Genomic DNA, 22631 nt, shown 5'->3' on the forward strand with positions numbered 1-22631 from the left:
GACACCGCCATGTTCGGCTACTACTTCTCCCTGGCGCTGCGCAGCTTCAAGCGCAACAAGGCGCTGACCTTCCTGATGGTGCTGGCCATCGCGCTGGGCATCGGTGCCAGCATGACCACGTTGACCGTGTTCTACGTGCTGTCGGGCGACCCGATCCCGCAGAAGAGCGACAAGCTCTTCTATCCGCGCATCGACCCGCGCTCGGCGAACGGCTTCACGCCGGGCGAAGAGCCGGAAAACCAGTTCACCCGCTACGACGCCGAGCGGCTGCTGCGCGACAAGAAGGCCGATCGCCAGGCGCTGATGACCGGCGGCGCGTCGTCCGTGGAGTCGGAAGACGGCAAGATCGAGCCGTTCCGCGTCGATGCGCGCTACACCACGGCGGATTTCTTCCCCATGTTCGACGTGCCGTTCCGCTACGGCAATGGCTGGTCGGCCGCCGAAGACGAATCGCGCGCACGCGTGGCCGTCATCTCCAAGGCGCTCAACGAGAAGCTGTTCGGCGGCGCCAACAGCGTCGGTCGCGACATCAAGGCCTCCGGCGCCACCTTCCGCGTCATCGGCGTGCTGGACGAATGGCGGCCCGCGCCGAAGTTCTACGACATGACGCAGGACCGCTTCACCGAAGTGGAGCAGCTGTTCGTGCCGTTCTGGACGTCGCGCACGCTGAAGATGGGCACGCAGGGCAACATGAACTGCTGGGGCGATTCGAGTGGGGACGAAGAAGGGTCGCGTGGACCGAACGCCCCGTGCTCGTGGCTGCAGTACTGGGTGGAGCTGGGCACGCCGGCCAAGGTCGAGGCCTACAAGCAGTACCTGGCCAACTATTCCGACCAGCAGCGCGCGGCAGGCCGTTTCGAGCGTCCCAACAACACCGACCTGCACAGCGTGATGCCGTGGCTGGACAAGCAGGGCGCGGTGCCTGGCGACGTGCGTTTGCAGGTGTGGCTGGCGTTCGGCTTCCTCGCCGTCTGCCTGCTCAACACGGTGGGCCTGTTGCTGGCGAAATTCCTTGGACGCGCATCGCAGATCGGCGTGCGGCGCGCACTCGGTGCGACGCGCAAGGCCATCTTCGCGCAGTGCCTGGTGGAAGCCGGCACCGTCGGCCTGGTCGGCGGCGTGCTGGGCCTGGTGCTGGCGTGGCTGGGCCTGCTGGCGGTCCGCCAGCAGCCGGCGGGTTACGCCGACCTGGCGCACATGGACATGAAGATGCTGCTGGCCACCTTCGCGCTGGCGATCGTCGCCAGCCTGCTGGCCGGGATGCTGCCCGCCTGGCGCGCGATGCAGGTGACGCCCGCGATCCAGCTGAAGTCGCAGTGATCCGTTCCCTCCTCCGCCCGCGGGGGAGGGTTGGGGTAGCGACGGTCGCAAGACGCTGACGCCCTACCCCGCTACGAAGAAGCGCCCCCATCCCGACCTTCCCCCGCCTGCGGGGGAAGGGGCAGAACACCCAGAGGCCCACCATGGACATCCGCCCCATTCTTTCCACCCTGGCCCGCCACAAGACGGCGGCCGCACTGATCGTGCTGGAAGTGGCGCTCTCCTGCGCCATCATCTGCAATGCGGTCTTCCTGATCACCCAGCGGCTGGAGCGCATCGACCGCCCGACCGGCATGGCCAACGAGGAGATCGTGCGCATCAGCATGGGCGCCATCGGCGAGAACCCCGACGCCGATGCGCTGGTCAAGCAGGATGTCGCCAGCCTGCGCGCACTGCCGGGCGTCAAGGCCGCCGGCAGCATCAACCACGTTCCGTTCGACAATTCCTCATGGAACACCTCGATCCAGCTGGTGCCGGACCAGGAGCGCCCCACCGCCCTGGCGAACGTCTACATTGGCGATGCGGTGATCGATACGCTGGGCCTGCGGTTGGCCGAAGGTCGCGACTTCACGGCCGATGAGTACGCCAACTGGACCGAGATGAACAAGCAGAACGCGAAGGTCCTGATGCCGTCGGTGATCATCAGCCGGGAACTGGCGAACAAGCTGTTCCCCGGCGAGAGCGCGATCGGCAAGAACATCATTTCGTGGAATGCCGACAACGTGCCGCATCGCGTGGTCGGCGTGGTCGAGCGCCTGATCCGCACCAACGACAACGGTGGGCCGGCGGAAGCCGGCTACACGATGATCCTGCCGGCGAAGGACGTGACCATGGGCACCTTCGTGCTGCGCACCACGCCGGACCGCCGCGCCGAGGTGCAGAAAGCCGCGATCGCCGCGCTGGAAAAGAACAGCGCGCGGCGGCTGATCCTGCGCGAAGGCACGTTCACCGACATCATCGACAACTACTACCGCGGCGACCGCGCGATGGCGTGGCTGCTGTTGACCGTGATCGTCTCGCTGCTCGTCGTCACCGCACTCGGCATCGTCGGCCTGGCCAGCTTCTGGGTACAGCAGCGCACCAAGCAAATCGGCATCCGCCGGGCGCTGGGCGCGACGAAGGGACAGATCCTGCGCTATTTCCAGACCGAGAACTTCCTGCTGGCCACCATCGGCATCGTTATCGGCATGATCCTGGCCTACGGCATCAACCAGCTGCTGATGGGCAAGTACGAACTGCCGCGCCTGCCGTTGCTGTACCTACCGGTCGGCGCCGTGCTGCTATGGCTGCTCGGCCAGGTCGCCGTCTACGGACCGGCGCGCAAGGCCGCGTCGGTACCGCCGGCCGTGGCGACGCGCACCGCCTGACCTCCACGTCCATCACACCCTGCACACCCGGCGGCGTGCAGGGCCGTCAGGGACACGCCGATGCCCGCTCCCTCCTTCTTGCTGCTGGGCCGTCCCCACGCAGGTACGTGGTGGCTCGCGCTGCAACTGGCCATCGGCGCGGTGCTGTGCGCGCATGCGTGGCAGACGATGCTCGGCGCGTACCTGCAACGCACGGCGCCGAGCGGGATCGACCAGACACAGGTGCTGGTGGTGCCGTGGATGCAGGGCACATCCGGACGCGACCCCGGCAGCGCCGCCGTGCTGCGTACGCTGCGTGCCGTCACCGGCGTACAGTCCGCCTCGGCCGCCAACCAGGCGCCTTACGGCAGCAGTGCCTGGAGTGCGCACCTGTGGACCGGGAACGCCATGCAACGCGACCTCGCCTCCATCTACCTGGTGGACGAGACCTTCTTCGCGACCCTCCGGATGGCGCCATCGCGGGGACGGCGCTTCGCCGCCGCCGAGTACCAGGACTACACGGGCGACCAGCAACGGCTGCACGCCGAGCCGGCACCCGCTCTCATCTCCGCCGCGCTCGCCATGCGCCTGTACGGCACCGGCGATGTGCTGGGCCGCCCGCTGCACCTGTTTCCCGGCAAGCGGTTGCATGTCGTCGGCGTGATCGACCGGATCCCGTTGCCGGCGACCGCGCATCGCCCCGACGGGACTGCCCTGGTGTTGCCGGTACGCATGACACGGGCCGATGACGCGCACTTCCTCGTGCGGCACACGGGCGACGCCGACGCCATGTCGGCGCGCATCCACGCCGCACTGTCGGCCGCGTTTCCCGATGCCGCCATCGCCACGCCCACCGCGATGTCGGCACTGCGCACGCACGCATCGCGCGGATCGTTGCGGCACGCGTGGATGGCACTGGCGACCTGCGGCAGCTGGTGGCTGCTGACGCTCGGCATGCTGATGTTCGGTGGTCAGCGCTGGGTCCGCGAGCACCGGCAGGAAGTGAGCCTGCGCCGCGCGTTCGGCGCCACCGGCTCCCAGCTTGGCTACCGCCTGCGATGGGAATACCTGCTGCTTGCGTCGGCCGCCTCGGCACTGGGTGCCGTGGCCACCGCGGTGCTGCTGCCCCGCATCGTGCCGACATGGTCTCCGGTGCCGACAACGGCTGCGCTGCTGCTCGCCATCGCGTGCACCGTCGTCCTCGTGCAACTCGCGGCGACGTGGCCGATCCGCCTGGCACGGCACATCCCGCCGCACCTCGTCAGCCGCAGTCCTTCGGTTAGGCTATAGCGCATGCCCACCATCCTCGTCATCGACGACAACCGCGCCGTCAGTACGGCGCTGGAAGTCCTGTTCTCGCTGCACGACATCGACACCGTGCACGCCGAATCACCGGACGCCGGCCTGGCGCTGCTGCGCGAGCAGGCTGTCGACCTGGTCATCCAGGACATGAACTTCACCCAGGACACCACGTCGGGCACGGAGGGCGAGCAGCTGTTCACCGATATCCGCATGCAGTGGCCCGACATGCCGGTGATCCTGCTGACCGCGTGGACGCATCTGGAAGCGGCGGTGAACCTGGTGAAGGCCGGTGCGGCGGATTACGTGGCCAAGCCCTGGGACGACCGCAAGCTGCTGGCCACGGTCAACACGCTGCTCGAACTTGCAGAAGCCCGCAGCGAACTGGAACGTCGTCGCAGTCGCGAGCGCCGCGGTCGCGAACAGCTGTCGAGCAAGTACGACCTGCGCAACCTGGTGTTCGAGGATCCCGCGAGCGAGCGCGTGGTCGCGCTCGCCTGCCAGGTCGCGCGCTCCGACCTGCCGGTGCTGATCACTGGTCCGAATGGTGCGGGCAAGGAGAAGATCGCCGAGATCATCCAGGCCAATTCCAGCGTCCGGTCGGGCGCTTTCGTCACGCTCAACTGCGGCGCGTTGCCGTCGGAACTGATCGAGGCCGAACTGTTCGGTGCCGATGCCGGCGCGTACACCGGCGCCAACAAGGCGCGCGAAGGCAAGTTCGAAGCCGCGGATGGCGGCACGCTGTTCCTCGACGAGATCGGCAACCTGCCGCTGACCGGACAGATGAAGCTGCTGCGCGTGCTGGAAACGGGCCGCTTCGAACGACTCGGCTCCAACCGCGAACGCCACGTGACGGTTCGCGTGATCAGCGCGACCAATGCCGACCTGCCCGCGATGATCCGCGACGGCAGCTTCCGCGAGGACCTGTACTACCGCCTCAACGCGATCGAACTGGCGTTGCCACCGCTGGCCGAACGGCCTGGCGACATCCTGCCGCTGGCCGAACGCTTCCGTCCCGCCGACAAGCCCCTGGGTGAAAGCGCGCGCGCCGCGCTGCTGCGCCACGCATGGCCCGGCAACGTGCGCGAACTGCGCAACGTCATCCAGCGCGCCGGCCTGCTGGCGATGGGCGAACGCATCGAGGCGGCCGATCTCAATCTGCCCAAGCCCGTGGTGGCGCGCACCGCCGTGGTCGCCGAACCGGAGCGCGCCGACATCGAGGCCGCGCTCGCACGCGCCGGCGGCGTGATCGCGCAGGCTGCGGCCGACCTCGGCATGAGCCGGCAGGCGCTGTACCGGCGCATGGAACGCTTCGGCATCAAGACGCCATGATCCGCCGCTCGCTCGCCGGCCGCGTGCTGTCCTGGCTGCTGCCGCTGCTGGCGCTGGCCGTGGTGCTGCCGGTCGTACTGTCGCACTGGATCGGCGACGACATCGTCGCCGTCCTCGTTTCGGCCATCGTGGTCCTGCCACTGGCGATGTGGGCCATCCGGCGCGGCCTGCGCAGCACCTACTCGCTGTTCCGCGCGCTGGCCGGCAGCGTCAACAGCTATCGCGATGGCGAGTACAACTTCGGCATCCACTGGCACGGGAACGACGAACTCGCCGAATTGGTGCGGGCGCACGCCGGATTGGGCGAGGTGCTGCGCGAGCAGCGCCTGAGCCTGGTCCAGCGCGAACTGCTGCTCGATACCATGGTGCAGAACACTCCGGTGGCCATGCTGCTGGTCGCACCCGGCGGCGACGGCATCCGCCGTGTGATCTTCGCCAATGTGGCCGCGCGCAAACTGCTGCACAGCGGCTGGAAGCTGGAAGGACAGGCCTACGAGACGCTGCTCGAGGCTGCGCCGGTCGAGATGCGCGAGGCGTTCGCGCGCGGCGGCGACAGTCTCTTCGCCATCGGCAGCGAGGAAGAGGACGGCGAGGAACAGGTGTACCACCTGGCGCGCCGCAGCTTCCGCCTCAACGGGCGGCCGCACGAACTGCTGCTGCTGCGCCTGCTGACCAGCGAACTGCGCCGCCAGGAGGTGATGACGTGGAAGAAGGTCATCCGCGTGATCAGCCACGAGCTCAACAACTCGCTGGCGCCGGTCGCCTCGCTCGCGCATTCGGGCGCGGAACTGGTGCGCCGCGGACGCCACGACCGGCTGGAAGAGGTCTTCGGCACCATCGAGGATCGGGCCCGCCACCTCGAAGGCTTCATCCGCGGTTACGCCCGCTTCGCCAAGCTGCCGTCGCCCCAGTTGCAGACCGTGCATTGGCGTGCCTTCTTCGAAGGCCTGCAGCGCCAGATCGGCTTCGAACTGGCAATGGCGGAAACCGAGATCGATGGCCGCATCGACATCGCGCAGCTGGAACAGGCGCTGCTCAACCTGCTCAAGAATGCGCACGAATCGGGCACCACGCCCGAAGGCGTGTCGGTGCGCCTCACGCGCCTGCCCGGCTGGCTGCGCATCGAAGTGATGGATCGCGGCACCGGCATGAACGACGCGGTGCTGCAGAACGCGCTGGTGCCGTTCTACTCCACCAAGCGCAACGGCACCGGCCTGGGCCTGGCGCTGACCCGCGAGATCATCGAGGCCCACGGCGGCCGGCTGTCGCTGCACAACCGCGAGGGTGGCGGGCTGTGCGTATCGATCCAGCTGCCCGAGAACTGATTTTTCCGGAGCCGGATAGCGCACTCGCTCGTTTGTTGTCGAAACCGAACCCGCATGGCACCAACTCCCCCTCTCCCTCCGGGAGAGGGCAAGGGGTGAGGGCGGGCAGCCGCGATCCGCTCTTCAGGTGCCGTGTGAACCGGCCGTCATCGTGCCATCCAGACGTGCATCAGGCGTGACCCGACATGACGCAGCGACCCGCGGTCGATGCGGTCGTGCGCATGGCGCACGCTACGTGGCATCGCGAAGCACCCTGCTTTATTTCGGCTTCTTCACCGGCCGCTGCCAGCCTTCGATGCTGACCTGTCGTGCGCGCGCGACCGTGAGCGTGTCGGCCGGCGCGTTCTTCGAGATCACCGAACCGGCACCGATGGTTGCGCCATCGGCCAGCGTCACCGGCGCAACCAGCGACGCGTTGGAACCGACGAACACGCGGTCGCCGATGGTCGTGGTGAACTTGTTCACGCCGTCGTAGTTGCAGGTGATGGTGCCGGCGCCGATGTTGGTGCCGGTGCCGATGACCGTGTCGCCGAGGTAGGTCAGGTGGTTGGCCTTGCTACCCACACCGATGCGCGCGTTCTTGGTCTCGACGAAATTGCCGACATGCACGCCATCCGCCAGTTGCGTGCCGGGGCGCAGGCGCGCATACGGGCCGATCAACGCGGCACCTTCGCTCACCACGCCATCGAGGTCGCAATGCGCACGCACTTGCGTACCGGCGCCCAGCTTCACGTCCTTGAGACGCGAGAACGGACCGACGACGACGCCATCGCCCAGTTCGACGTTGCCTTCCAGCACCACGTCCACGTCGATCTGCACGTCGCGCCCCACCTTCACCGTGCCGCGCTGGTCGAAGCGCGCAGGATCGATCAGGCGTGCGCCCTGCGTGCACAATGCACGCGCGGCGCGCAGCTGATAGGCACGTTCGAGTTGCGACAGCTGCCAGGGGTCGTTGGCGCCTTCCGCTTCGATGGGTTCGCCGACCAGCACCATCTCCGCCGGCGTGAACTCCTCCGCCGCCATCGCGAACACGTCGGTCAGGTAGTACTCGCCCTGCGCGTTCTCGTTGGACAGGCGCGACAACCACCCTTTCAGCGCACTGCCGTCGGCCGCGATGATGCCGGTGTTGATGGTGCGGATGCGGCGCTGCTCGTCGTCGGCATCCTTGTGCTCGACGATGGCGGCCACGCGGCCCGCCTCGTCTCGCACGATGCGGCCGTAGCCGGTGGGATCGACCGGCTCGGCGACCAGTACCGCCAGCCGGCCCGGCGCGTCCAGCAGCCGCTGCAGCGTCTCGCTGCGGGTCAGCGGCACGTCGCCGTACAGCACCAGCACGCGCGCGCCATCGGGAATCTCCGGCATCGCCTGCGCCACCGCGTGCCCGGTACCAAGCTGCTGCGCCTGGTGCGCCCAGTGCAGATCGCCCTGGTCGGCGAACGCGGCCTGCACCTGCTCGCCGCCATGGCCGTAGACCACGTGCACGCCCGCCGGCGCCAGCGCGCGCGCCGCCTCGATCACGTGCCCCAGCATCGGCCGACCCGCGATGGGCTGCAGCACCTTGGGCAGCGCGGACTTCATGCGCTTGCCTTCACCGGCGGCGAGGATGACGACGTGTAGTGGCTTCATGTGGTTTCCATTTACGATGATGGCGGCCTTCGCCCCTGCTGCGATGGTATCAACTCGGTCCATCGCAAGAACTCGCCCATGACCCAGCGCCTGCACGCCCCCACCACCCGCCCCTGGACCCTCCCAGCGATCGCGGCACTGCTGCTTGTGGTGCTTGCGCTTGCCAAGCAGGGGCAGGACGCGAACTGGGACCTGCGCAACTACCACCTCTATACGCCATCTGCACTGATGGACGGCCGCTTCGACGGTGACATCGCGGCAGCCCAGCTGCAGACATGGCACAACCCGGCCCTCGACGTTCCCTTCGCCTGGATGGTGAAGGCCGGCCTGCCCGGATGGGCGGTGTCGCTGTGGCTGGCACTGCCGGCGTTCGTCGCGGTCCTGTTCGCGCTACGCCTGCTCGACCTGCTGTGGCCGGATGGGCGCAGCGCCACCCGGACCGCGATGACCGGGCTGGCGGCGGTGGCGGGCGCCGCCGTGATGCCCAGTATCGGCACCACGTTCAACGATGCATTCGTGGCGGCCGGCGTGATCGCGGCACTGTGGTGGATCGCAGACTCACAAGGCCGCCGCCGGGCATGGGCCACCTGGTTGCCGGCAGGCCTGATGGCGGGACTATGCGCCGGCCTGAAGCTCACCGGCGCGCTGTACTGCGTCGGTTTCATCGGTGCCGCACTGGTATGCGGACCGGTGCGCGGCGCTCCATTGCGTATCCTGGCACTCGCTGTCGGAGGCATTGCGGGCGTTGCGCTGACCGCCGGGCCTTGGGCCCTGTATCTCTGGCACGAACACGGCAACCCGCTGTTTCCCTATTTCAACCAGTGGTTCAACTCACCCGATGCCTTGCCGCATGCGCACAAGGACGTGCGCTTCGTCCCTCAGGGGATCGACGCACTGCTGGTTCCCTTTCATCTTCTGGTCGACAGCAGCCGCTTCTCGGAGGGCAAGCTCTCGGATCCGCGCGTGCTGCTTGGCCTGGCGTCGCTAGGCGCATGGTGGGTGTCGGCATGGCGTGGACGCCGGCAGGACGGGACCGCCATGCCCATCGTCAACGCGCTGGTTGTGTTCGCCGTGGTCAGCTTCGCCGTGTGGGTAAAGCTCTACGGCATCTATCGCTATCTGTTCGCGCTGGAACTCGTCTGTTCCATTGCCATCTTTGGCGTGGTGTCGGCCAGGGTGCCCGCACGCCATGCGCGGGTCGCGATGCTGGCGCTGGCGGTGCTGCTGGTGGCGGGCACCAACAGGCCCAACTGGGGACGTGACCCGTTCCGCACGCCGATGATATCCGTGCAGATGCCCGCATTGCCGGAAGGCAGCCTGGTGGTGTTGGCCGACGACGACCCGTTGGCATACGCGGTTTCCTACCTGCCACGAACGGTACCGGCGATATCCATGCACAACAACTTCATGACGCCCGCCCGCTGCACGGATCTGCAGGCAAGGGTCGAGCAGCGGGTGCGGCGGCATGCGGGGCCGGTCTTCCTTCTGCGCAAGGCAACGGGATCCCCGATGTCCGACGCGATCCTCGCCTACGGACTGAGGGCGGAGGGCGCCTGCCTCTCCGCACCGACGAGTCTGGACGAACTGGAGCTGTGTCCGTTGATGCGCGGCACGCCTACGCCGACGATCTGCGCTGCGACAGCACCTGGTCCGTGATCAGCCGCTGGATTTCGTTGGTCCGGCGGTTGACGGTATCCAGGATGAGTCCGGTCGCCATCGACACCACGCCGACCAGTGCGAACGCCACCGCCAGCACGGCGGTGGACGGATGGGTAACCAGACCCGTGCGCGCGAATTCATTGATGACGATGGCGCCGAATCCGAGACTCGACACCATGCATGCTGCGGCCAGCACCCCGAAGAACAGCAGTGGCCGCATGTCCTTGAACAGGAACAGGATCGTCTTCAGGACGCGCATGCCGTCCCGGTAGGTGTTGAGCTTGGACTCACTACCATCAGGCCGCGTGCCGTACTCGATGACACGCTCGGACAGCACGAAGCCATTGGCCAGCGCGAATACCGTCATCTCGGTCTCGATCTCGAAACCACGCGACAGCACCGGCATCGATTTGACGAATCGTCGTGAAAAGACACGGTAGCCGGACAGTACGTCGCGGACCGGATGGCCAAACAGGGCACTGATGCAGCCGCGTACCAGGCGATTGCCGAATCCATGGAAACGGCGGAAAGACGCGCGGTCATGCGACTCCAGCCGCGTGCCGACCACCATGTCGGCCTGCTCTTGCGCGACACCTTCGATCAACGCTCGTACGGAAGACGCCGGATAGGTGCCGTCACCATCGACCATGACGTAGATGTCGGCATCGACGTCGCGGAACATGGCACGCACTACGTTGCCCTTGCCCTTGGCCAGCACGTGCCGCACATGGGCGCCGGCTTGCGCGGCCAGAGACGCGGTGGCGTCCATGCTCGCATTGTCGAAGACCCATATGTCGGCCTCCGGCAGGGCGAGGCGGAAATCGGCGACAACCTTCTGCACCGTGGGCGCTTCGTTGTGGCACGGAATCAAGACGGCGATGCGCAAGGCGACAATCCGGGTCGGCGACAGGCGCCCGCATCTTACACGGCAACACGCGCGCGGCCGGGGTTACCATCGCCGCATGGCACCTCGTTCCCTCAAGCGCGCCCTGCTCCGCCAGGGCGGCAGTTTCCTCATCGTCGGCGCGCTGCAGCTGCTGGTGGACTGGGCGCTGTTCGTGGGCCTGACCGCGCTGGGTGTATCGGCAGCACCCGCCAACCTCGCCGGCCGCATCGGCGGCGCATTGCTCGGCTTCTGGTTGAACGGGCGGGTGACGTTCGCGCAGGCGGGCAGTGCGCAGCTGGGGTGGTGGCGTTTCGCGAAGTTCCTGCTGGTCTGGATCCCGCTGACGGTGATCAGCACGCTGGCCGTCACCTGGGTCGCGGGGACGCTGGGACTGGCGCACGCCTGGCTGGCCAAGCCATTGGTGGAGGCGGCGCTCGCCGTGGTCGCGTTCTTCCTGTGGCGGCACGTGGTCTATCGCTGAGGGGTAGCGTGCGCTACGCGCACGACCTCGCGATGCGCGCATCGCGTGATGCCGACAACGTGCCGTGATCCCTGTCGTGCGTCGTGCGCACAGCGCACGCTACAAACGGAAACGCCGGCACGAGGCCGGCGTTTTCGATGGTGCGGAGCGATGGACCTCAGTGCTTGAGGTTCTTGCGCAGGCGCTCCAGCGCACTGAGCTGGGCGATGCTCATGGCCAACTGGGCCTGGGCCTCCTCGATGCTCATCTTGGGGTCCTGCTTGGACAGGATGCGCTCGGCTTCTTCCTTGGCCTTGCGGACCGAGGCTTCGTCGATGTCCTGCGCGCGGATCGCGGTGTCGGCCAGCACGGTGACGACCTGCGGCTGCACTTCCAGGATGCCGCCGGAGATGGCGAAATCCAGCTGCTCGCCACTGGCCAGCGTCACCACCACCTTGCCCGGCTTCAGGCGGGTGATCAGCGGCGCGTGCTTCGGCGCGATGCCGAGTTCGCCCAGTTCGCCGGTGGCGACGACCAGGGTGGCTTCACCGTGGAAGATCTCCTGCTCGGCACTGACGATGTCGCAACGGATGGTGCTCATGGAACTCTCTTTGGCTCGTGGGGCGGGCCGAAGCCCGCCGGACGTTCACGCGATGGCGGGACGTGCCCGCCGCGCGTCGCTTACGCCTTCTCGGCGAGCTTCTTGGCCTTCTCGACCGCTTCTTCGATGCCGCCGACCATGTAGAACGCCTGCTCCGGCAGGTGGTCGTACTCGCCGTCGACGATCGCCTTGAAGCCGCGGATCGTGTCCTTCAGCGAGACGTACTTGCCCGGCGAGCCGGTGAACACTTCCGCCACGTGGAACGGCTGGCTGAAGAAGCGCTCGATCTTGCGGGCGCGCGACACGGCCTGCTTGTCTTCTTCGGACAGCTCGTCCATGCCGAGGATGGCGATGATGTCCTTCAGTTCCTTGTACTTCTGCAGCGTCGACTGCACGCGGCGCGCGGTGTCGTAGTGCTCGTGGCCGATGACGTTCGGGTCCAGCTGGCGGCTGGTCGAGTCGAGCGGATCCACGGCCGGGTAGATACCCAGCGAGGCGATGTTGCGGCTCAGCACGACGGTCGCGTCCAGGTGGGCGAACGTGGTGGCCGGCGACGGATCGGTCAGGTCGTCCGCGGGCACGTACACGGCCTGGATCGAGGTGATCGAACCGGTCTTGGTCGAGGTGATGCGCTCCTGCAGCACGCCCATTTCCTCGGCCAGCGTCGGCTGGTAACCCACGGCCGACGGCATGCGGCCGAGCAGCGCGGACACTTCGGTACCGGCCAGCGTGTAGCGGTAGATGTTGTCGACGAACAGCAGCACGTCCTTGCCCTTGCCGGACGCGTCCTTCTCGTCGCGGAAGTACTCGGCCATGGTCAGGCCGGTCAGCGCGACGCGCAGGCGGTTGCCCGGCGGCTCGTTCATCTGGCCGTACACCATCGCGACCTTGTCGAGGACGTTGGAGTCCTTCATCTCGTGGTAGAAGTCGTTGCCCTCGCGGGTACGCTCGCCCACGCCGGCGAACACGGACAGACCCGAGTGCGCCTTGGCGATGTTGTTGATCAGTTCCATCATGTTGACGGTCTTGCCGACGCCGGCGCCGCCGAACAGGCCGACCTTGCCGCCCTTGGCGAACGGGCACATCAGGTCGATGACCTTGATGCCGGTTTCCAGCAGGTCGTTGGCCGAGGACTGGTCCTCGTACGACGGGGCCGAACGGTGGATTTCCCAATGGTCGGAGGCCTGCACCGGGCCGGCTTCGTCGATCGGGTTGCCCAGCACGTCCATGATGCGGCCCAGCGTGCCCGCGCCGACCGGCACCGAGATGGCCTTGTCGGTGTTCACGGCGATCAGGTTGCGCTTCAGGCCGTCGGTGGAACCGAGGGCGATGGTGCGCACGACGCCGTCGCCGAGCTGCTGCTGCACTTCGAGCGTGATGGCGGTGTTCTCCACCTTCAGCGCGTCGTACACCTTCGGCACCTCGTTGCGCGCGAATTCGACGTCAACCACCGCGCCGATGATCTGAACGATCTTGCCCTGACTCATTGCTGCATTCCTCTAGATGAATTCTTGTGACGAAGCGCGTCAGACTGCCGCCGCGCCGCCGACGATTTCGGAAATTTCCTGGGTGATCGCCGCCTGACGGGCCTTGTTGTAGACCAGCTGCAGGGTACCGATGAGCTTGTTGGCGTTGTCGCTGGCGGCCTTCATGGCCACCATGCGCGCCGCGTGTTCCGACGCGATGTTCTCCAGCACGGCCTGGTACACCAGCGACTCGATATAGCGCGTGATCACGTGGTCGAGCACGGTCTCGGCATCGGGTTCGTAGATGTAGTCCCAGTCGTGGTGCGCGACCTGCGTTTCCGCGGCCGGCAACGGCAGCAGCTGGTCGAACGCCGCGCGCTGGGTCATCGTGTTGACGAAGTCGTTGTAGACGACGAACACGCGGTCCAGCTTGCCTTCGGTGTAGGCGTCCAGCATCACCTTGATCACGCCGATAAGCTGGTCCAGCTTGGGCGCATCGCCCAGGTGCGACACGCTGGCCAGCATGTTGACCTTGACCCGGCGGAAGTACACCGAGGCCTTCTGGCCGATGGTGACCACGTCGACCTCGACGCCCTTCTCGTTCCACTGGCGGATCTCGCCGAGCATCTTGCGGAACAGGTTGTTGTTCAGGCCGCCGGCCAGGCCGCGGTCGGACGAGACGATGATGAAGCCCACGCGCTTGACGTCCTGGCGCTCCACCATGAAGGGATGCTGGTAGTCGGTGTTGGCCTGCGCCAGGTGGCCGATCACCTGCTTCATCGCCCGCGCGTACGGGCGCGAGGTCTTCATGCGGTCCTGCGCCTTGCGGATCTTCGAGGCAGAGACCATCTCGAGCGCGCGCGTCACCTTGCGGGTGTTCTGCACGCTCTTGATCTTGGTTTTGATTTCGCGTCCGCCTGCCATTCTCTACTCGCTTCGCTCGCGGTGATTCGTGATGGGTGATTCGTGATTGGAGGGGTTGGTGGTGCGGCGCCTGCTGTGCCGAATCACCAATCCCGAATCACGAATCACGGCTTACCAGGTACCGGTCTGCTTGAACTCGGAGATGCCCTTCTTGAAGGCGCCTTCGATCTCGTCGTTCCAGTTGCCGGTGCTGTTGACCGTGTCGACCAGCGCGCCCTGGGTGTTGGTGAAGTGCGCGTGCAGCGCGTCTTCGAACGCCAGGATCTTGCCGACCGGCACGTCGTCCAGGTAGCCCTCGTTGACGGCGTAGATGGACAGCGCCTGCAGGGCGATGGACATCGGCGCGTACTGCTTCTGCTTCATCAGCTCGGTGACGCGCTGGCCGCGCTCGAGCTGCTTGCGGGTAGCTTCGTCGAGGTCCGAGGCGAACTGGGCGAACGCGGCGAGCTCGCGGTACTGGGCGAGCGCGATGCGGATGCCGCCCGACAGCTTCTTCATGATCTTGGTCTGGGCCGCGCCGCCGACGCGCGACACCGAGATGCCGGCGTTCACGGCCGGGCGGATGCCGGCGTTGAACAGGTCGGTTTCCAGGAAGATCTGGCCGTCGGTGATCGAGATCACGTTGGTCGGCACGAACGCGGACACGTCGCCGGCCTGCGTTTCGATGATCGGCAGCGCGGTCAGCGAACCGGTCTTGCCGGTGACCTTGCCTTCAGTGAACTTCTCCACGTACTCCTCGGACACGCGCGCGGCGCGCTCGAGCAGGCGGGAGTGCAGGTAGAACACGTCGCCCGGGTAGGCTTCGCGGCCCGGCGGACGCTTCAGCAGCAGCGAGATCTGGCGGTAGGCCACGGCCTGCTTGGACAGGTCGTCGTACACGATCAGGGCGTCCTGGCCGCGGTCCATGAAGTACTCGCCCATGGTGCAGCCGGAGTAGGCGCTGATGTACTGCATCGCGGCCGACTCGGAGGCGGTGGCGGCGACGACCACGGTGTGGGCCAGCGCGCCGTTCTCTTCCAGCTTGCGCACGATGTTGGCGACGGTCGAGGCCTTCTGGCCGATCGCCACGTACACGCACTTGATGCCGGTGCCCTTCTGGTTGATCACGGCATCGATCGCCATCGCGGTCTTGCCGGTCTGGCGGTCGCCGATGATCAGCTCGCGCTGGCCGCGGCCGATCGGGATCATGGCGTCGACGGACTTGTAACCCGTCTGCACCGGCTGGTCGACCGACTTGCGCCAGATGACGCCCGGGGCCACGCGCTCGACGGGTGCGGTCAGCGCCGTACCCAGCGGACCCTTGCCGTCGATCGGCTCGCCCAGCGCGTTGACGACGCGGCCGAGCATTTCCGGACCGACCGGCACTTCCAGGATGCGGCCGGTGGTCTTGGCCACGTCGCCTTCGCGCAGGTGCTCGTAGTCGCCCAGGACCACCGCGCCCACCGAGTCGCGCTCCAGGTTCAGCGCCAGTGCGTAGGTGCTGTTGGGCAGCTCGATCATTTCGCCCTGCATGACGTCGGCCAGGCCGAAGATGCGCACGATGCCGTCGGACACCGAGGTGACCGTGCCTTCGTTGCGCGACTCCGCGGCCAGCTTGACCTTCTCGATACGGGTCTTGATCAGGTCGCTGATTTCAGAGGGGTTGAGCGTGGTAGCCATGGATAAGTCCTGTGTGCCGGCTTGCGCGCGGCGGTTCAATGGGAATTCAGTGCGTCAGCGCGGACTGCAGGCGCGCCAGCTTGCCTTTCAGCGAGCCGTCGATCACCACGCTGCCGGCATCGATCACGGCGCCGCCGATCAGCGATGCGTCGACCGCCGTCTCGACGTCGACCTCGCGGCCGAAGCGCTTCTTCAGCGCGGCCTTGATGACGTCCAGCTCGCCGGACGGCAGCGCCGTGGCGGAGGTGACCTTCGCCTTCACGACGTGCTCGGCCTCGGCGCGCAGTTCTTCGAACAGCCCGGCGATTTCCGGCAGCTGCGGCAGGCGGCGCGCATCGGCGAGGATGCCAAGGAAGCGGGTGAACACATCACTGGCGCCCTCGGGCGCCAGCAACGACACCGCCACCGCGGGCAGCAGCTGCGGGTTCGGCAGCAGGGCCGCCACACGCGGATCCGCCGCAGCATGCGCGGCGAAACCCAGTGCCTGCGACCAGGCGGCGAAGTTGCCTTCGTCGCGCGCCGTCGCGAAGGCGGCGCGGGCGTAGGGGCGGGCGACAGTCAGGGCCTGGCTCATCGATCGGATCGTCCGGATCAGATTTCGGCAGCGAGTTCGTCGAGCAGCGCCTTGTGGGCGTTGGCGTCGATCTCGCGCTTCAACAGCTTCTCGGCACCGCTGACGGCCAGCGCGGACACCTGCTTGCGCAGGTCCTCGCGGGCACGCGTGGCGGCGGCATCGATCTCGGCCTGCGCCAGTTCTTTCTGGCGGTTGGCTTCGGTGATCGCTTCGTTCTTGGCCGCGTCGACGATCTGGTTGGCGCGCGCGTGGGCCTGGTCGATGATCTCGTTGGCCTTGACGCGGGCGTCCTTCAACGCCTCGTTGACCTTTTCCTGGGCCTGCGCCAGATCCTTCTGGCTGCGGTCGGCTGCGGCCAGGCCTTCAGCGATCTTCTGCTGGCGTTCTTCGATGGCAGCCAGCAGCGGCGGCCAGATTTTGGTCGCAATGATCCAGATCAGGCCAGCGAAGGCCAGCGCCTGGGCGAACAGAGTGAGATTGATATTCATCGTAAACCTGCCGGTGATGAAGGGCCCGCGCACATCGCGCCGGCCCAGCTACGCCTGGTGACTGACCGCGGGCGGACGCCCGTGGTCAGGCGTGCACGCGACGGATCAGCCCGCCAGCTTGGCCAGCTGTTCGGTGAAGATCGTGATGAACGGGCTGGCGAAGGCGAACAGCAGGCCGACGGCGACCGAGATGATGAACGCGGCGTCGATCAGGCCGGCGGTGATGAACATGCGCACCTGCAGGACCGGGATCAGTTCCGGCTGGCGGGCAGCCGATTCCAGGAACTTGCCGGCCATGATGGCCAGACCCAGACCGGCGCCCAGCGCGGCCAGGCCGATCATGATGCCGATGGCGAGGGCGGTCGAAGCCTGGACCTGGGCGAGGTTGGTGAGGATGCTTTCCATGGTGATCTCCGGAACTTAAGTGCTTGAAAGGTGGATGGTAAAAGGCGAAACGGTGAAGCGGAAACTCAGTGACTGTCTTCCGACAGGCTCAGGTAGACGATCGACAGCATCATGAAGATGAAGGCCTGCAGCGGGATGACGAGCAGGTGGAACAGCATCCAGCCCAGGCCGAACGCCGCACCGCCGAGCATGCCGACGATGCCCGCGCCGCCCAGCACCCAGATCAGCAGGAAGACGATCTCGCCGCCGAACATGTTGCCGAACAGTCGCATCGCCAGCGAAATGGGCTTGCTGACCCATTCGACGATGTTGAGGATCAGGTTGAACGGCATCATCCACTTGCCGAACGGCGCCGTCAGGAATTCCTTGGCGAAACCGCCCAGGCCCTTGGAGCGGAGCGCGAATACCAGCATCAGGAAGAACACGCTGATCGACATGCCGAGGGTGGCGTTGACGTCGGCGGTGGGGACCGGCTTCCAGTAGTGCACGCCCATCAGTTCGAGCGGCTTGGCGATGAAGTCCGCCGGGATCATCTTCAGCAGGTTCATCATCAGGATCCAGAAGAAGATGGTGATCGCGATGGGCGTCACCAGCTTGCTGGTCCCGTGGTAGGTGTCGCGGGCCTGCTTGTCGACGAACTCGAGCATGATTTCGACGAAGGCCTGCCACTTGCCCGGCACGCCGGCCGTGGCCTTGCGGGTCGCCATCCAGAAGGCGAACACGATGAGCAGGCCCATCAGCACGGCCGTCACGAAGGTATCGACGTTGATCGTCCAGAACGGACCGTCACCGCCCACCTGGGCCGTGAGGTTCTTGAGGTGGTGCTGGATGTAGCTGGTGGGAGTAAGAGCCTCGCCCGCCATGAGTCGGAAACCTTTCTAGTTGGGTTATCGCTGCTTGCCGGTCGCGACCAGCACCTGTGCCACCAGTCCGGTGATCACGCCCGCCAGGAGAGGCAGCGGAGGCAGCTTGTAAAGCCCCGTGCCAACGACCAGCACACCGATCACCACGACCCACTTCACCACCATGCCCGCCACCAGCCTCAGCACCGCCGAAACGGCCCCGAGTACGCCGCCGCCGAAGGCCATCCAGGCCGCCAGCAGCGCGCCGGTCACGATCGCCAACCCGCCAACGGCCGCCGCAACCGCCTGGGGCACGCCCCGGAGCAGGAACAGCAGCGCGACCAGCAGTACCGCGACCGTCTGCCAGACGGCGGCGCGCAATACCAGCCGCCGGCCCGTAGCGACGGAATTCAGCACACGAAAGCCCTACGGAATTGGCGGAGTACAAGGCGGTAAAGCGCCTCGCCGAGCCGCAAAAGTATAGCAGCGGGACAATTTCCGGGACAACCGCCAAAGGTCGAAAGCCTGTTCACGGGCACGATCCTGCGGCAGGCCTTGCGGTGCCTGCGTGTAACCGTTTCCCCTGTTCAGAATTTTCCCGGGAAATTTCCGGAACTTTGACGGACACTGCCTGTCAGTCGTTGCAAGGCCTGCCGCTTAACCTTCCTCGTCCGATGCTCCGTTGCAGGCCCTCCAGAAGCCCCGGCTGCCCCCGGGGCTTCGCCCTTTCCGGGCTTTGGAAAGCGTGTTTTCCATCGCGCCGCACCCAGGGCATTCATGCAATTCACTCGATGACGACTCGGCGATGGCGAGGGTTGAAGCCCCCCCCTCGACGCATGGAGCGCCCATGAACCGGCCCTGCCCCCGCCGCACCCCCGTCTTCGCATCCGTCCTGGCCTGCCTGTCCTTCCCCTGCATGGCGGCGCCTGGATTGGCGCAGGATTTTTCGGATGACGCCCGTTTCGAAATCCGCCTGTCGGCGTTCAATCCGGAAGCCAGCATCCGGCTCGAAGGCGACGGGGTCGCGACCGACGGCGAGCGCTCTGAGGAGCTGGCGGCCTCCGGCGGCATCGATTCGGACGGGCGCTGGCGGCCGCGCGGCGAGTTGGCCTTCAACATGACCCCGCGCCAGTCGCTTCGACTGAACTACTACGACTACCGGCGCAACCAGTCCTGGAATTTCGACGGCGACTGGATCGACCCCGGCAACATTTTCGACGACGTGGAGGTTCCCGGCGAACCGGTGGAGGTTCCCGCCATCGATGTCGACGGCCGCATGAGCTTCGAACTGGCCAGCTTCAATTACGAGTTCGCCGTGGTCGATACCCCGCGCTTCCAGTGGGGACTCGGTGCCGGCGTCACCCACGCGGTGCTGGAAGTCCGCGGCACCGGCACCAGCACGGGTACCGGCGACGTCGATCCGCAGTGGGAGTCGTTCCGCTGGAAGCAGGACGGCACCTCCCCCAACCTGCATACGCGGGTGAGCTGGGCGCCCACGCCGCGGCTGCGCATCGAGGCGCAGGCGCAGTACCTGGATACGCGCTGGGGCGATTTCGTCGATGAGCGCGGCCATTTCGAGCGCGGCGGCCTGCTACTCGAATACCTCGTCACCGAGCGCCTGGGCATTCACGTGGGCTATGACTGGTTCCGCCTGAAGCTCAGCGACGACTACCGCGGCTCGTTCGAGGCGCCCGCTGAATCCGGCGTCGGAAGCGTCGATGTGACGGGCAAGCTGACCGGCCAGTTCAAGGTCCATGGCCCAATGGCGGGTGTGACGTTCCGGTTCTGATGAGCCAAACAGATAGATTCGTCCTATCGATTCCAGCGGAACGTTTCATTGGACGGCCGGTGCGGGGCGCCCATACTTGCGACCAGTTCTCATCTGGAGTCGCCGTGAACAAGACCCTCAGCTTCGCCATCCTGCACTTCGCGGTGGCCTTCACCCTGGGCTACCTGTTCACCGGCAGCCTGTTGGTCGGCGGCGCGCTGGCGCTGGTCGAGCCTGCGTGCAACACGGTCGTCTTCCACTTCCATGAAAAGGTGTGGACGCGGATCGAGGCGCGCCGGGCCGCGCGCGCGGCGTTGATGTTCTGACCGTTGGGCGGCCGCTTCGCCGACGTGGGAGCGACATCAGTCGCGATGAAGCTTTACCTGTAGCGCTTTCGCGACTGACATCGCTCCCACGCCAGACTCACCACAGGCATCGTGCGACCGGTGGCGTTCCGGATGGAGGACTTACTTCTTCTTCGGGATGTACAGGTCGGTGATCGTGCCTTCGTAGACCTCGGCTGCCATCGCCACCGATTCGCTGAGCGTCGGGTGCGGATGGATGGTGGCGCCGATGTCGCCGGCCTCCGCACCCATCTCGATCGCCAGCGCCAGTTCGCTGATCAGGTCGCCGGCATGCACGCCGACGATGCCCGCGCCGATGATGCGATGCGTGGCTTCGTCGAAGATCAGCTTGGTCGAGCCTTCGCCACGGCCGATGCCGACCGCGCGCGCCGACGCCACCCATGGGAACTTGCCGACGCCGATCTTCAGGCCCTTGGCCTTGGCTTCGGTCTCGGTAACGCCGACCCACGCGATTTCCGGATCGGTGTAGGCCACCGACGGAATCACCCGCGCCACCCATTCCTTCTTCTCGCCAGCCGCGACTTCCGCGGCCAGCTTGCCTTCGTGCGTGGCCTTGTGCGCCAGCATCGGCTGGCCCACGAGATCACCGATGGCGAAGATGTGCGGCGCGCTGGTGCGCATCTGCGCGTCGACCGGGATGAAGCCGCGCTCGGTGACGGTCACGCCGGCCTTGTCTGCATCGAGCTTGCCGCCATTGGGCGAACGACCCACGGCGACCAGCACGCGGTCGAACGCGCCCGATTCGAGTTCGGGCTTCTGGCCTTCGGTCGCGCTCTCGAAGCCGACGGTGATGCCCTTCTTGCCGGCCTCGACCTTGGCGGCCTTGGTCTTGAGGTGCACGGCCACGCCCTGCTTCTTCAGGCGGTCGGCCAGCGGCTTCACCAGGTCCTTGTCGGCGCCCGGCATCAGCTGGTCCATGAACTCGACCACGGTCACTTCACTGCCCAGCGCGCGGTACACGGTCGCCATTTCCAGGCCGATGATGCCGCCGCCGACGACGAGCAGCTTCTTCGGCACTTCGGCCAGCTGCAGCGCGTCGGTGGAATCCATCACGCGCGGGTCGTCCCACGGGAAGTTCGGCAGCTTCACCGCCTGCGAACCGGCGGCGATGATGCACTGCTCGAAGCGCAGCAGCTGCGTCTTGCCGTCGCTGCCCGCGATCTCCAGTTCGTTCGGCGACACGAACTTCGCCACGCCGGTCACCGTGCGCACCTTGCGCTGCTTGGCCATGCCCGCCAGGCCCTTGGTGAACTGGCCGACGACCTTGGTGTCCTTGAAGCCGCGCAACTTGTCGATGTCGATCTTCGGCTTGCCGAAGCTGATGCCGATGTCGTCGGAATGCGATGCCTCGTCGATCAACGCCGCCGCATGCAGCAGCGCCTTCGACGGAATGCAGCCGACGTTGAGGCAGACGCCGCCGAGGGTTTCGTAGCGCTCGATCAGCACCGTATCGAGGCCGAGGTCGGCCGCACGGAACGCGGCGGTGTAACCACCCGGACCCGAACCGATCACGACGATGCGGCATTCGATGTCGGCGGTCTTGCCGGTGCCCTGCGCCGGCTTCGGCGCGGAGGTCGCCGGTGCGGCGGGCGCGGCCGGAGACGGTGTGACCGGTGCGGCCTTGGCCGGCGCGGCGGCGGCAGCGCCCTCGCCTTCCAGGATCGCAACCAGACTGCCTTCCGCCAGCGAGTCGCCCAGCTTGACCTTGATCTCCTTCACCACGCCGGCGGCGGGCGACGGCACTTCCATCGTCGCCTTGTCGGATTCCAGCGTGACCAGGCCCTGGTCCTTCTTCACCGTATCGCCGACGGCGACCAGGATTTCGATGACCGGCACGCCATCGTAGTCGCCGATGTCGGGCACCTTGGCCTCGATCAGGCCACCACCGCCGGACGGCGCGGGTGCAGCGTCGGCCGGTGCGGCAGGAGCCGATGCCGAAGGCGACGCGGACGCGCCCCTTCCCCCGCTCGCGGGGGAAGGCTGGGATGGGGGCGAAGCGGCCGCTGCGGCCGGCGCAGCCGCGGAGGCCCCAGCGCCTTCCGCTTCCAGCACCGCCACCACGCTGCCTTCGGACAGCGCATCGCCCAGCTTGACCTTCAGCTCCTTCACCACGCCGGCGGACGAGGACGGCACTTCCAGCGTGGCCTTGTCGGATTCCAGCGTGACCAGACCCTGGTCCTTCTTCACCGTATCGCCGACGGCGACCAGGATCTCGATGACCGGCACATCGCTGTAATCGCCGATGTCGGGGACTTTGACTTCAATCGTGTTCGCCATCTCTCAAGT

At 66.6% G+C, this 22631-nt stretch carries 21 protein-coding genes; 9 read left to right on the plus strand and 12 right to left on the minus strand.

Annotated features, from left to right (window positions below):
- The first annotated feature begins 9 nt into the window (after positions 1 to 9).
- The 5 genes from V7060_RS09460 to V7060_RS09480 all read left to right on the plus strand — a co-directional run bounded on the left by V7060_RS09460 (position 10) and on the right by V7060_RS09480 (position 6622).
- Positions 10 to 1320 (plus strand): ABC transporter permease, encoded by a 1311-nt coding sequence (locus V7060_RS09460; RefSeq protein ID WP_334178990.1) that lies wholly within the window; start codon positions 10 to 12, stop codon positions 1318 to 1320.
- 143 nt (positions 1321 to 1463) lie between these two features.
- Entirely contained in the window at positions 1464 to 2687 is a 1224-nt protein-coding gene (locus V7060_RS09465; protein ID WP_334178991.1) for an FtsX-like permease family protein, read from the plus strand.
- A gap of 60 nt (positions 2688 to 2747) precedes the next feature.
- Positions 2748 to 3956 (plus strand): ABC transporter permease, encoded by a 1209-nt coding sequence (locus tag V7060_RS09470; RefSeq protein WP_334178992.1) that lies wholly within the window; start codon positions 2748 to 2750, stop codon positions 3954 to 3956.
- Between the two features lie 3 nt (positions 3957 to 3959).
- On the plus strand, positions 3960 to 5297 hold the full coding sequence (locus V7060_RS09475; RefSeq protein ID WP_334178993.1) for a sigma-54 dependent transcriptional regulator: 1338 nt from the start codon (positions 3960 to 3962) through the stop codon (positions 5295 to 5297).
- Complete coding sequence (locus V7060_RS09480; protein WP_334178994.1) at positions 5294 to 6622, plus strand: HAMP domain-containing sensor histidine kinase; 1329 nt, start codon at positions 5294 to 5296, stop codon at positions 6620 to 6622. The genes V7060_RS09475 and V7060_RS09480 overlap by 4 nt, the downstream gene beginning before the upstream one ends.
- Before the next feature lie 258 nt (positions 6623 to 6880).
- Here V7060_RS09480 and glmU read toward each other — a convergent pair whose 3' ends face one another.
- On the minus strand, positions 6881 to 8248 hold the full coding sequence (gene glmU, locus V7060_RS09485) for a bifunctional UDP-N-acetylglucosamine diphosphorylase/glucosamine-1-phosphate N-acetyltransferase GlmU (RefSeq protein WP_334178995.1): 1368 nt from the start codon (positions 8246 to 8248) through the stop codon (positions 6881 to 6883).
- A 78-nt stretch (positions 8249 to 8326) separates the two neighbouring features.
- On the opposite strand from glmU, the gene V7060_RS09490 reads away from it, so the two are divergent.
- Entirely contained in the window at positions 8327 to 9904 is a 1578-nt protein-coding gene (locus tag V7060_RS09490) for a glycosyltransferase family 87 protein (protein ID WP_334178996.1), read from the plus strand.
- On the opposite strand, the gene V7060_RS09495 is transcribed toward V7060_RS09490, so the two are convergent.
- On the minus strand, positions 9864 to 10793 hold the full coding sequence (locus tag V7060_RS09495; RefSeq protein ID WP_334178997.1) for a glycosyltransferase: 930 nt from the start codon (positions 10791 to 10793) through the stop codon (positions 9864 to 9866). The genes V7060_RS09490 and V7060_RS09495 overlap by 41 nt on opposite strands.
- Positions 10794 to 10869: 76 nt before the next feature.
- Between V7060_RS09495 and V7060_RS09500 the strand changes: the two genes are divergently transcribed.
- Positions 10870 to 11274: a GtrA family protein gene (locus tag V7060_RS09500; RefSeq protein WP_334178998.1), complete on the plus strand. Its 405-nt coding sequence runs from the start codon at positions 10870 to 10872 to the stop codon at positions 11272 to 11274.
- A gap of 157 nt (positions 11275 to 11431) precedes the next feature.
- On the opposite strand, the gene V7060_RS09505 is transcribed toward V7060_RS09500, so the two are convergent.
- The 9 genes from V7060_RS09505 to V7060_RS09545 all read right to left on the minus strand — a co-directional run bounded on the left by V7060_RS09505 (position 11432) and on the right by V7060_RS09545 (position 18629).
- On the minus strand, positions 11432 to 11854 hold the full coding sequence (locus tag V7060_RS09505) for a F0F1 ATP synthase subunit epsilon (protein ID WP_192313584.1): 423 nt from the start codon (positions 11852 to 11854) through the stop codon (positions 11432 to 11434).
- Positions 11855 to 11934: 80 nt separating this feature from the next.
- Complete coding sequence (gene atpD, locus V7060_RS09510; RefSeq protein WP_055939504.1) at positions 11935 to 13341, minus strand: F0F1 ATP synthase subunit beta; 1407 nt, start codon at positions 13339 to 13341, stop codon at positions 11935 to 11937.
- Between the two features lie 39 nt (positions 13342 to 13380).
- Entirely contained in the window at positions 13381 to 14244 is an 864-nt protein-coding gene (gene atpG / locus V7060_RS09515; RefSeq protein ID WP_334178999.1) for a F0F1 ATP synthase subunit gamma, read from the minus strand.
- 111 nt (positions 14245 to 14355) lie between these two features.
- Positions 14356 to 15903, minus strand: a complete 1548-nt coding sequence (gene atpA / locus V7060_RS09520) for a F0F1 ATP synthase subunit alpha (protein ID WP_334179000.1) — start codon at positions 15901 to 15903, stop codon at positions 14356 to 14358.
- Positions 15904 to 15949: 46 nt separating this feature from the next.
- Complete coding sequence (locus tag V7060_RS09525) at positions 15950 to 16477, minus strand: F0F1 ATP synthase subunit delta (protein ID WP_334179001.1); 528 nt, start codon at positions 16475 to 16477, stop codon at positions 15950 to 15952.
- A gap of 17 nt (positions 16478 to 16494) precedes the next feature.
- Positions 16495 to 16965, minus strand: coding sequence for a F0F1 ATP synthase subunit B (locus V7060_RS09530; RefSeq protein WP_334179002.1), 471 nt, complete (start codon positions 16963 to 16965; stop codon positions 16495 to 16497).
- 105 nt (positions 16966 to 17070) lie between these two features.
- Positions 17071 to 17370, minus strand: coding sequence for a F0F1 ATP synthase subunit C (gene atpE, locus V7060_RS09535; RefSeq protein WP_055939490.1), 300 nt, complete (start codon positions 17368 to 17370; stop codon positions 17071 to 17073).
- Positions 17371 to 17435: 65 nt separating this feature from the next.
- Entirely contained in the window at positions 17436 to 18233 is a 798-nt protein-coding gene (gene atpB, locus V7060_RS09540) for a F0F1 ATP synthase subunit A (RefSeq protein WP_334179003.1), read from the minus strand.
- A 24-nt stretch (positions 18234 to 18257) separates the two neighbouring features.
- The gene (locus tag V7060_RS09545; protein ID WP_334179004.1) at positions 18258 to 18629 is read right to left on the minus strand and encodes a hypothetical protein; all 372 of its coding nucleotides are present in this window, start codon (positions 18627 to 18629) and stop codon (positions 18258 to 18260) included.
- A 430-nt stretch (positions 18630 to 19059) separates the two neighbouring features.
- Here V7060_RS09545 and V7060_RS09550 point away from each other — a divergent pair, with 430 nt between their 5' ends.
- Positions 19060 to 20001 (plus strand): hypothetical protein, encoded by a 942-nt coding sequence (locus tag V7060_RS09550; protein ID WP_334179005.1) that lies wholly within the window; start codon positions 19060 to 19062, stop codon positions 19999 to 20001.
- 104 nt (positions 20002 to 20105) lie between these two features.
- Entirely contained in the window at positions 20106 to 20306 is a 201-nt protein-coding gene (locus V7060_RS09555; protein ID WP_334179006.1) for a DUF2061 domain-containing protein, read from the plus strand.
- Positions 20307 to 20447: 141 nt separating this feature from the next.
- Here the strand turns inward: V7060_RS09555 and lpdA are convergent, their stop codons facing one another.
- Complete coding sequence (gene lpdA / locus V7060_RS09560; protein ID WP_334179007.1) at positions 20448 to 22622, minus strand: dihydrolipoyl dehydrogenase; 2175 nt, start codon at positions 22620 to 22622, stop codon at positions 20448 to 20450.
- Positions 22623 to 22631 lie beyond the last annotated feature (9 nt).

This window comes from Pseudoxanthomonas sp. (assembly GCF_036845285.1).
Lineage (GTDB): Bacteria > Pseudomonadota > Gammaproteobacteria > Xanthomonadales > Xanthomonadaceae > Pseudoxanthomonas_A.

Bases quoted from the DNA above. Each gene is read 5' to 3' on its own strand.
- V7060_RS09460 (WP_334178990.1), top strand. From the start codon at position 10: ATGTTCGGCTACTACTTCTCCCTGGCGCTGCGCAGCTTCAAGCGCAAC.
- V7060_RS09465 (WP_334178991.1), top strand. From the start codon at position 1,464: ATGGACATCCGCCCCATTCTTTCCACCCTGGCCCGCCACAAGACGGCG.
- V7060_RS09470 (WP_334178992.1), top strand. From the start codon at position 2,748: ATGCCCGCTCCCTCCTTCTTGCTGCTGGGCCGTCCCCACGCAGGTACG.
- V7060_RS09475 (WP_334178993.1), top strand. From the start codon at position 3,960: ATGCCCACCATCCTCGTCATCGACGACAACCGCGCCGTCAGTACGGCG.
- V7060_RS09480 (WP_334178994.1), top strand. From the start codon at position 5,294: ATGATCCGCCGCTCGCTCGCCGGCCGCGTGCTGTCCTGGCTGCTGCCG.
- glmU (WP_334178995.1), bottom strand. From the start codon at position 8,248: ATGAAGCCACTACACGTCGTCATCCTCGCCGCCGGTGAAGGCAAGCGC.
- V7060_RS09490 (WP_334178996.1), top strand. From the start codon at position 8,327: ATGACCCAGCGCCTGCACGCCCCCACCACCCGCCCCTGGACCCTCCCA.
- V7060_RS09500 (WP_334178998.1), top strand. From the start codon at position 10,870: ATGGCACCTCGTTCCCTCAAGCGCGCCCTGCTCCGCCAGGGCGGCAGT.
- V7060_RS09505 (WP_192313584.1), bottom strand. From the start codon at position 11,854: ATGAGCACCATCCGTTGCGACATCGTCAGTGCCGAGCAGGAGATCTTC.
- atpD (WP_055939504.1), bottom strand. From the start codon at position 13,341: ATGAGTCAGGGCAAGATCGTTCAGATCATCGGCGCGGTGGTTGACGTC.
- atpG (WP_334178999.1), bottom strand. From the start codon at position 14,244: ATGGCAGGCGGACGCGAAATCAAAACCAAGATCAAGAGCGTGCAGAAC.
- atpA (WP_334179000.1), bottom strand. From the start codon at position 15,903: ATGGCTACCACGCTCAACCCCTCTGAAATCAGCGACCTGATCAAGACC.
- V7060_RS09525 (WP_334179001.1), bottom strand. From the start codon at position 16,477: ATGAGCCAGGCCCTGACTGTCGCCCGCCCCTACGCCCGCGCCGCCTTC.
- V7060_RS09530 (WP_334179002.1), bottom strand. From the start codon at position 16,965: ATGAATATCAATCTCACTCTGTTCGCCCAGGCGCTGGCCTTCGCTGGC.
- atpE (WP_055939490.1), bottom strand. From the start codon at position 17,370: ATGGAAAGCATCCTCACCAACCTCGCCCAGGTCCAGGCTTCGACCGCC.
- atpB (WP_334179003.1), bottom strand. From the start codon at position 18,233: ATGGCGGGCGAGGCTCTTACTCCCACCAGCTACATCCAGCACCACCTC.
- V7060_RS09550 (WP_334179005.1), top strand. From the start codon at position 19,060: ATGAACCGGCCCTGCCCCCGCCGCACCCCCGTCTTCGCATCCGTCCTG.
- lpdA (WP_334179007.1), bottom strand. From the start codon at position 22,622: ATGGCGAACACGATTGAAGTCAAAGTCCCCGACATCGGCGATTACAGC.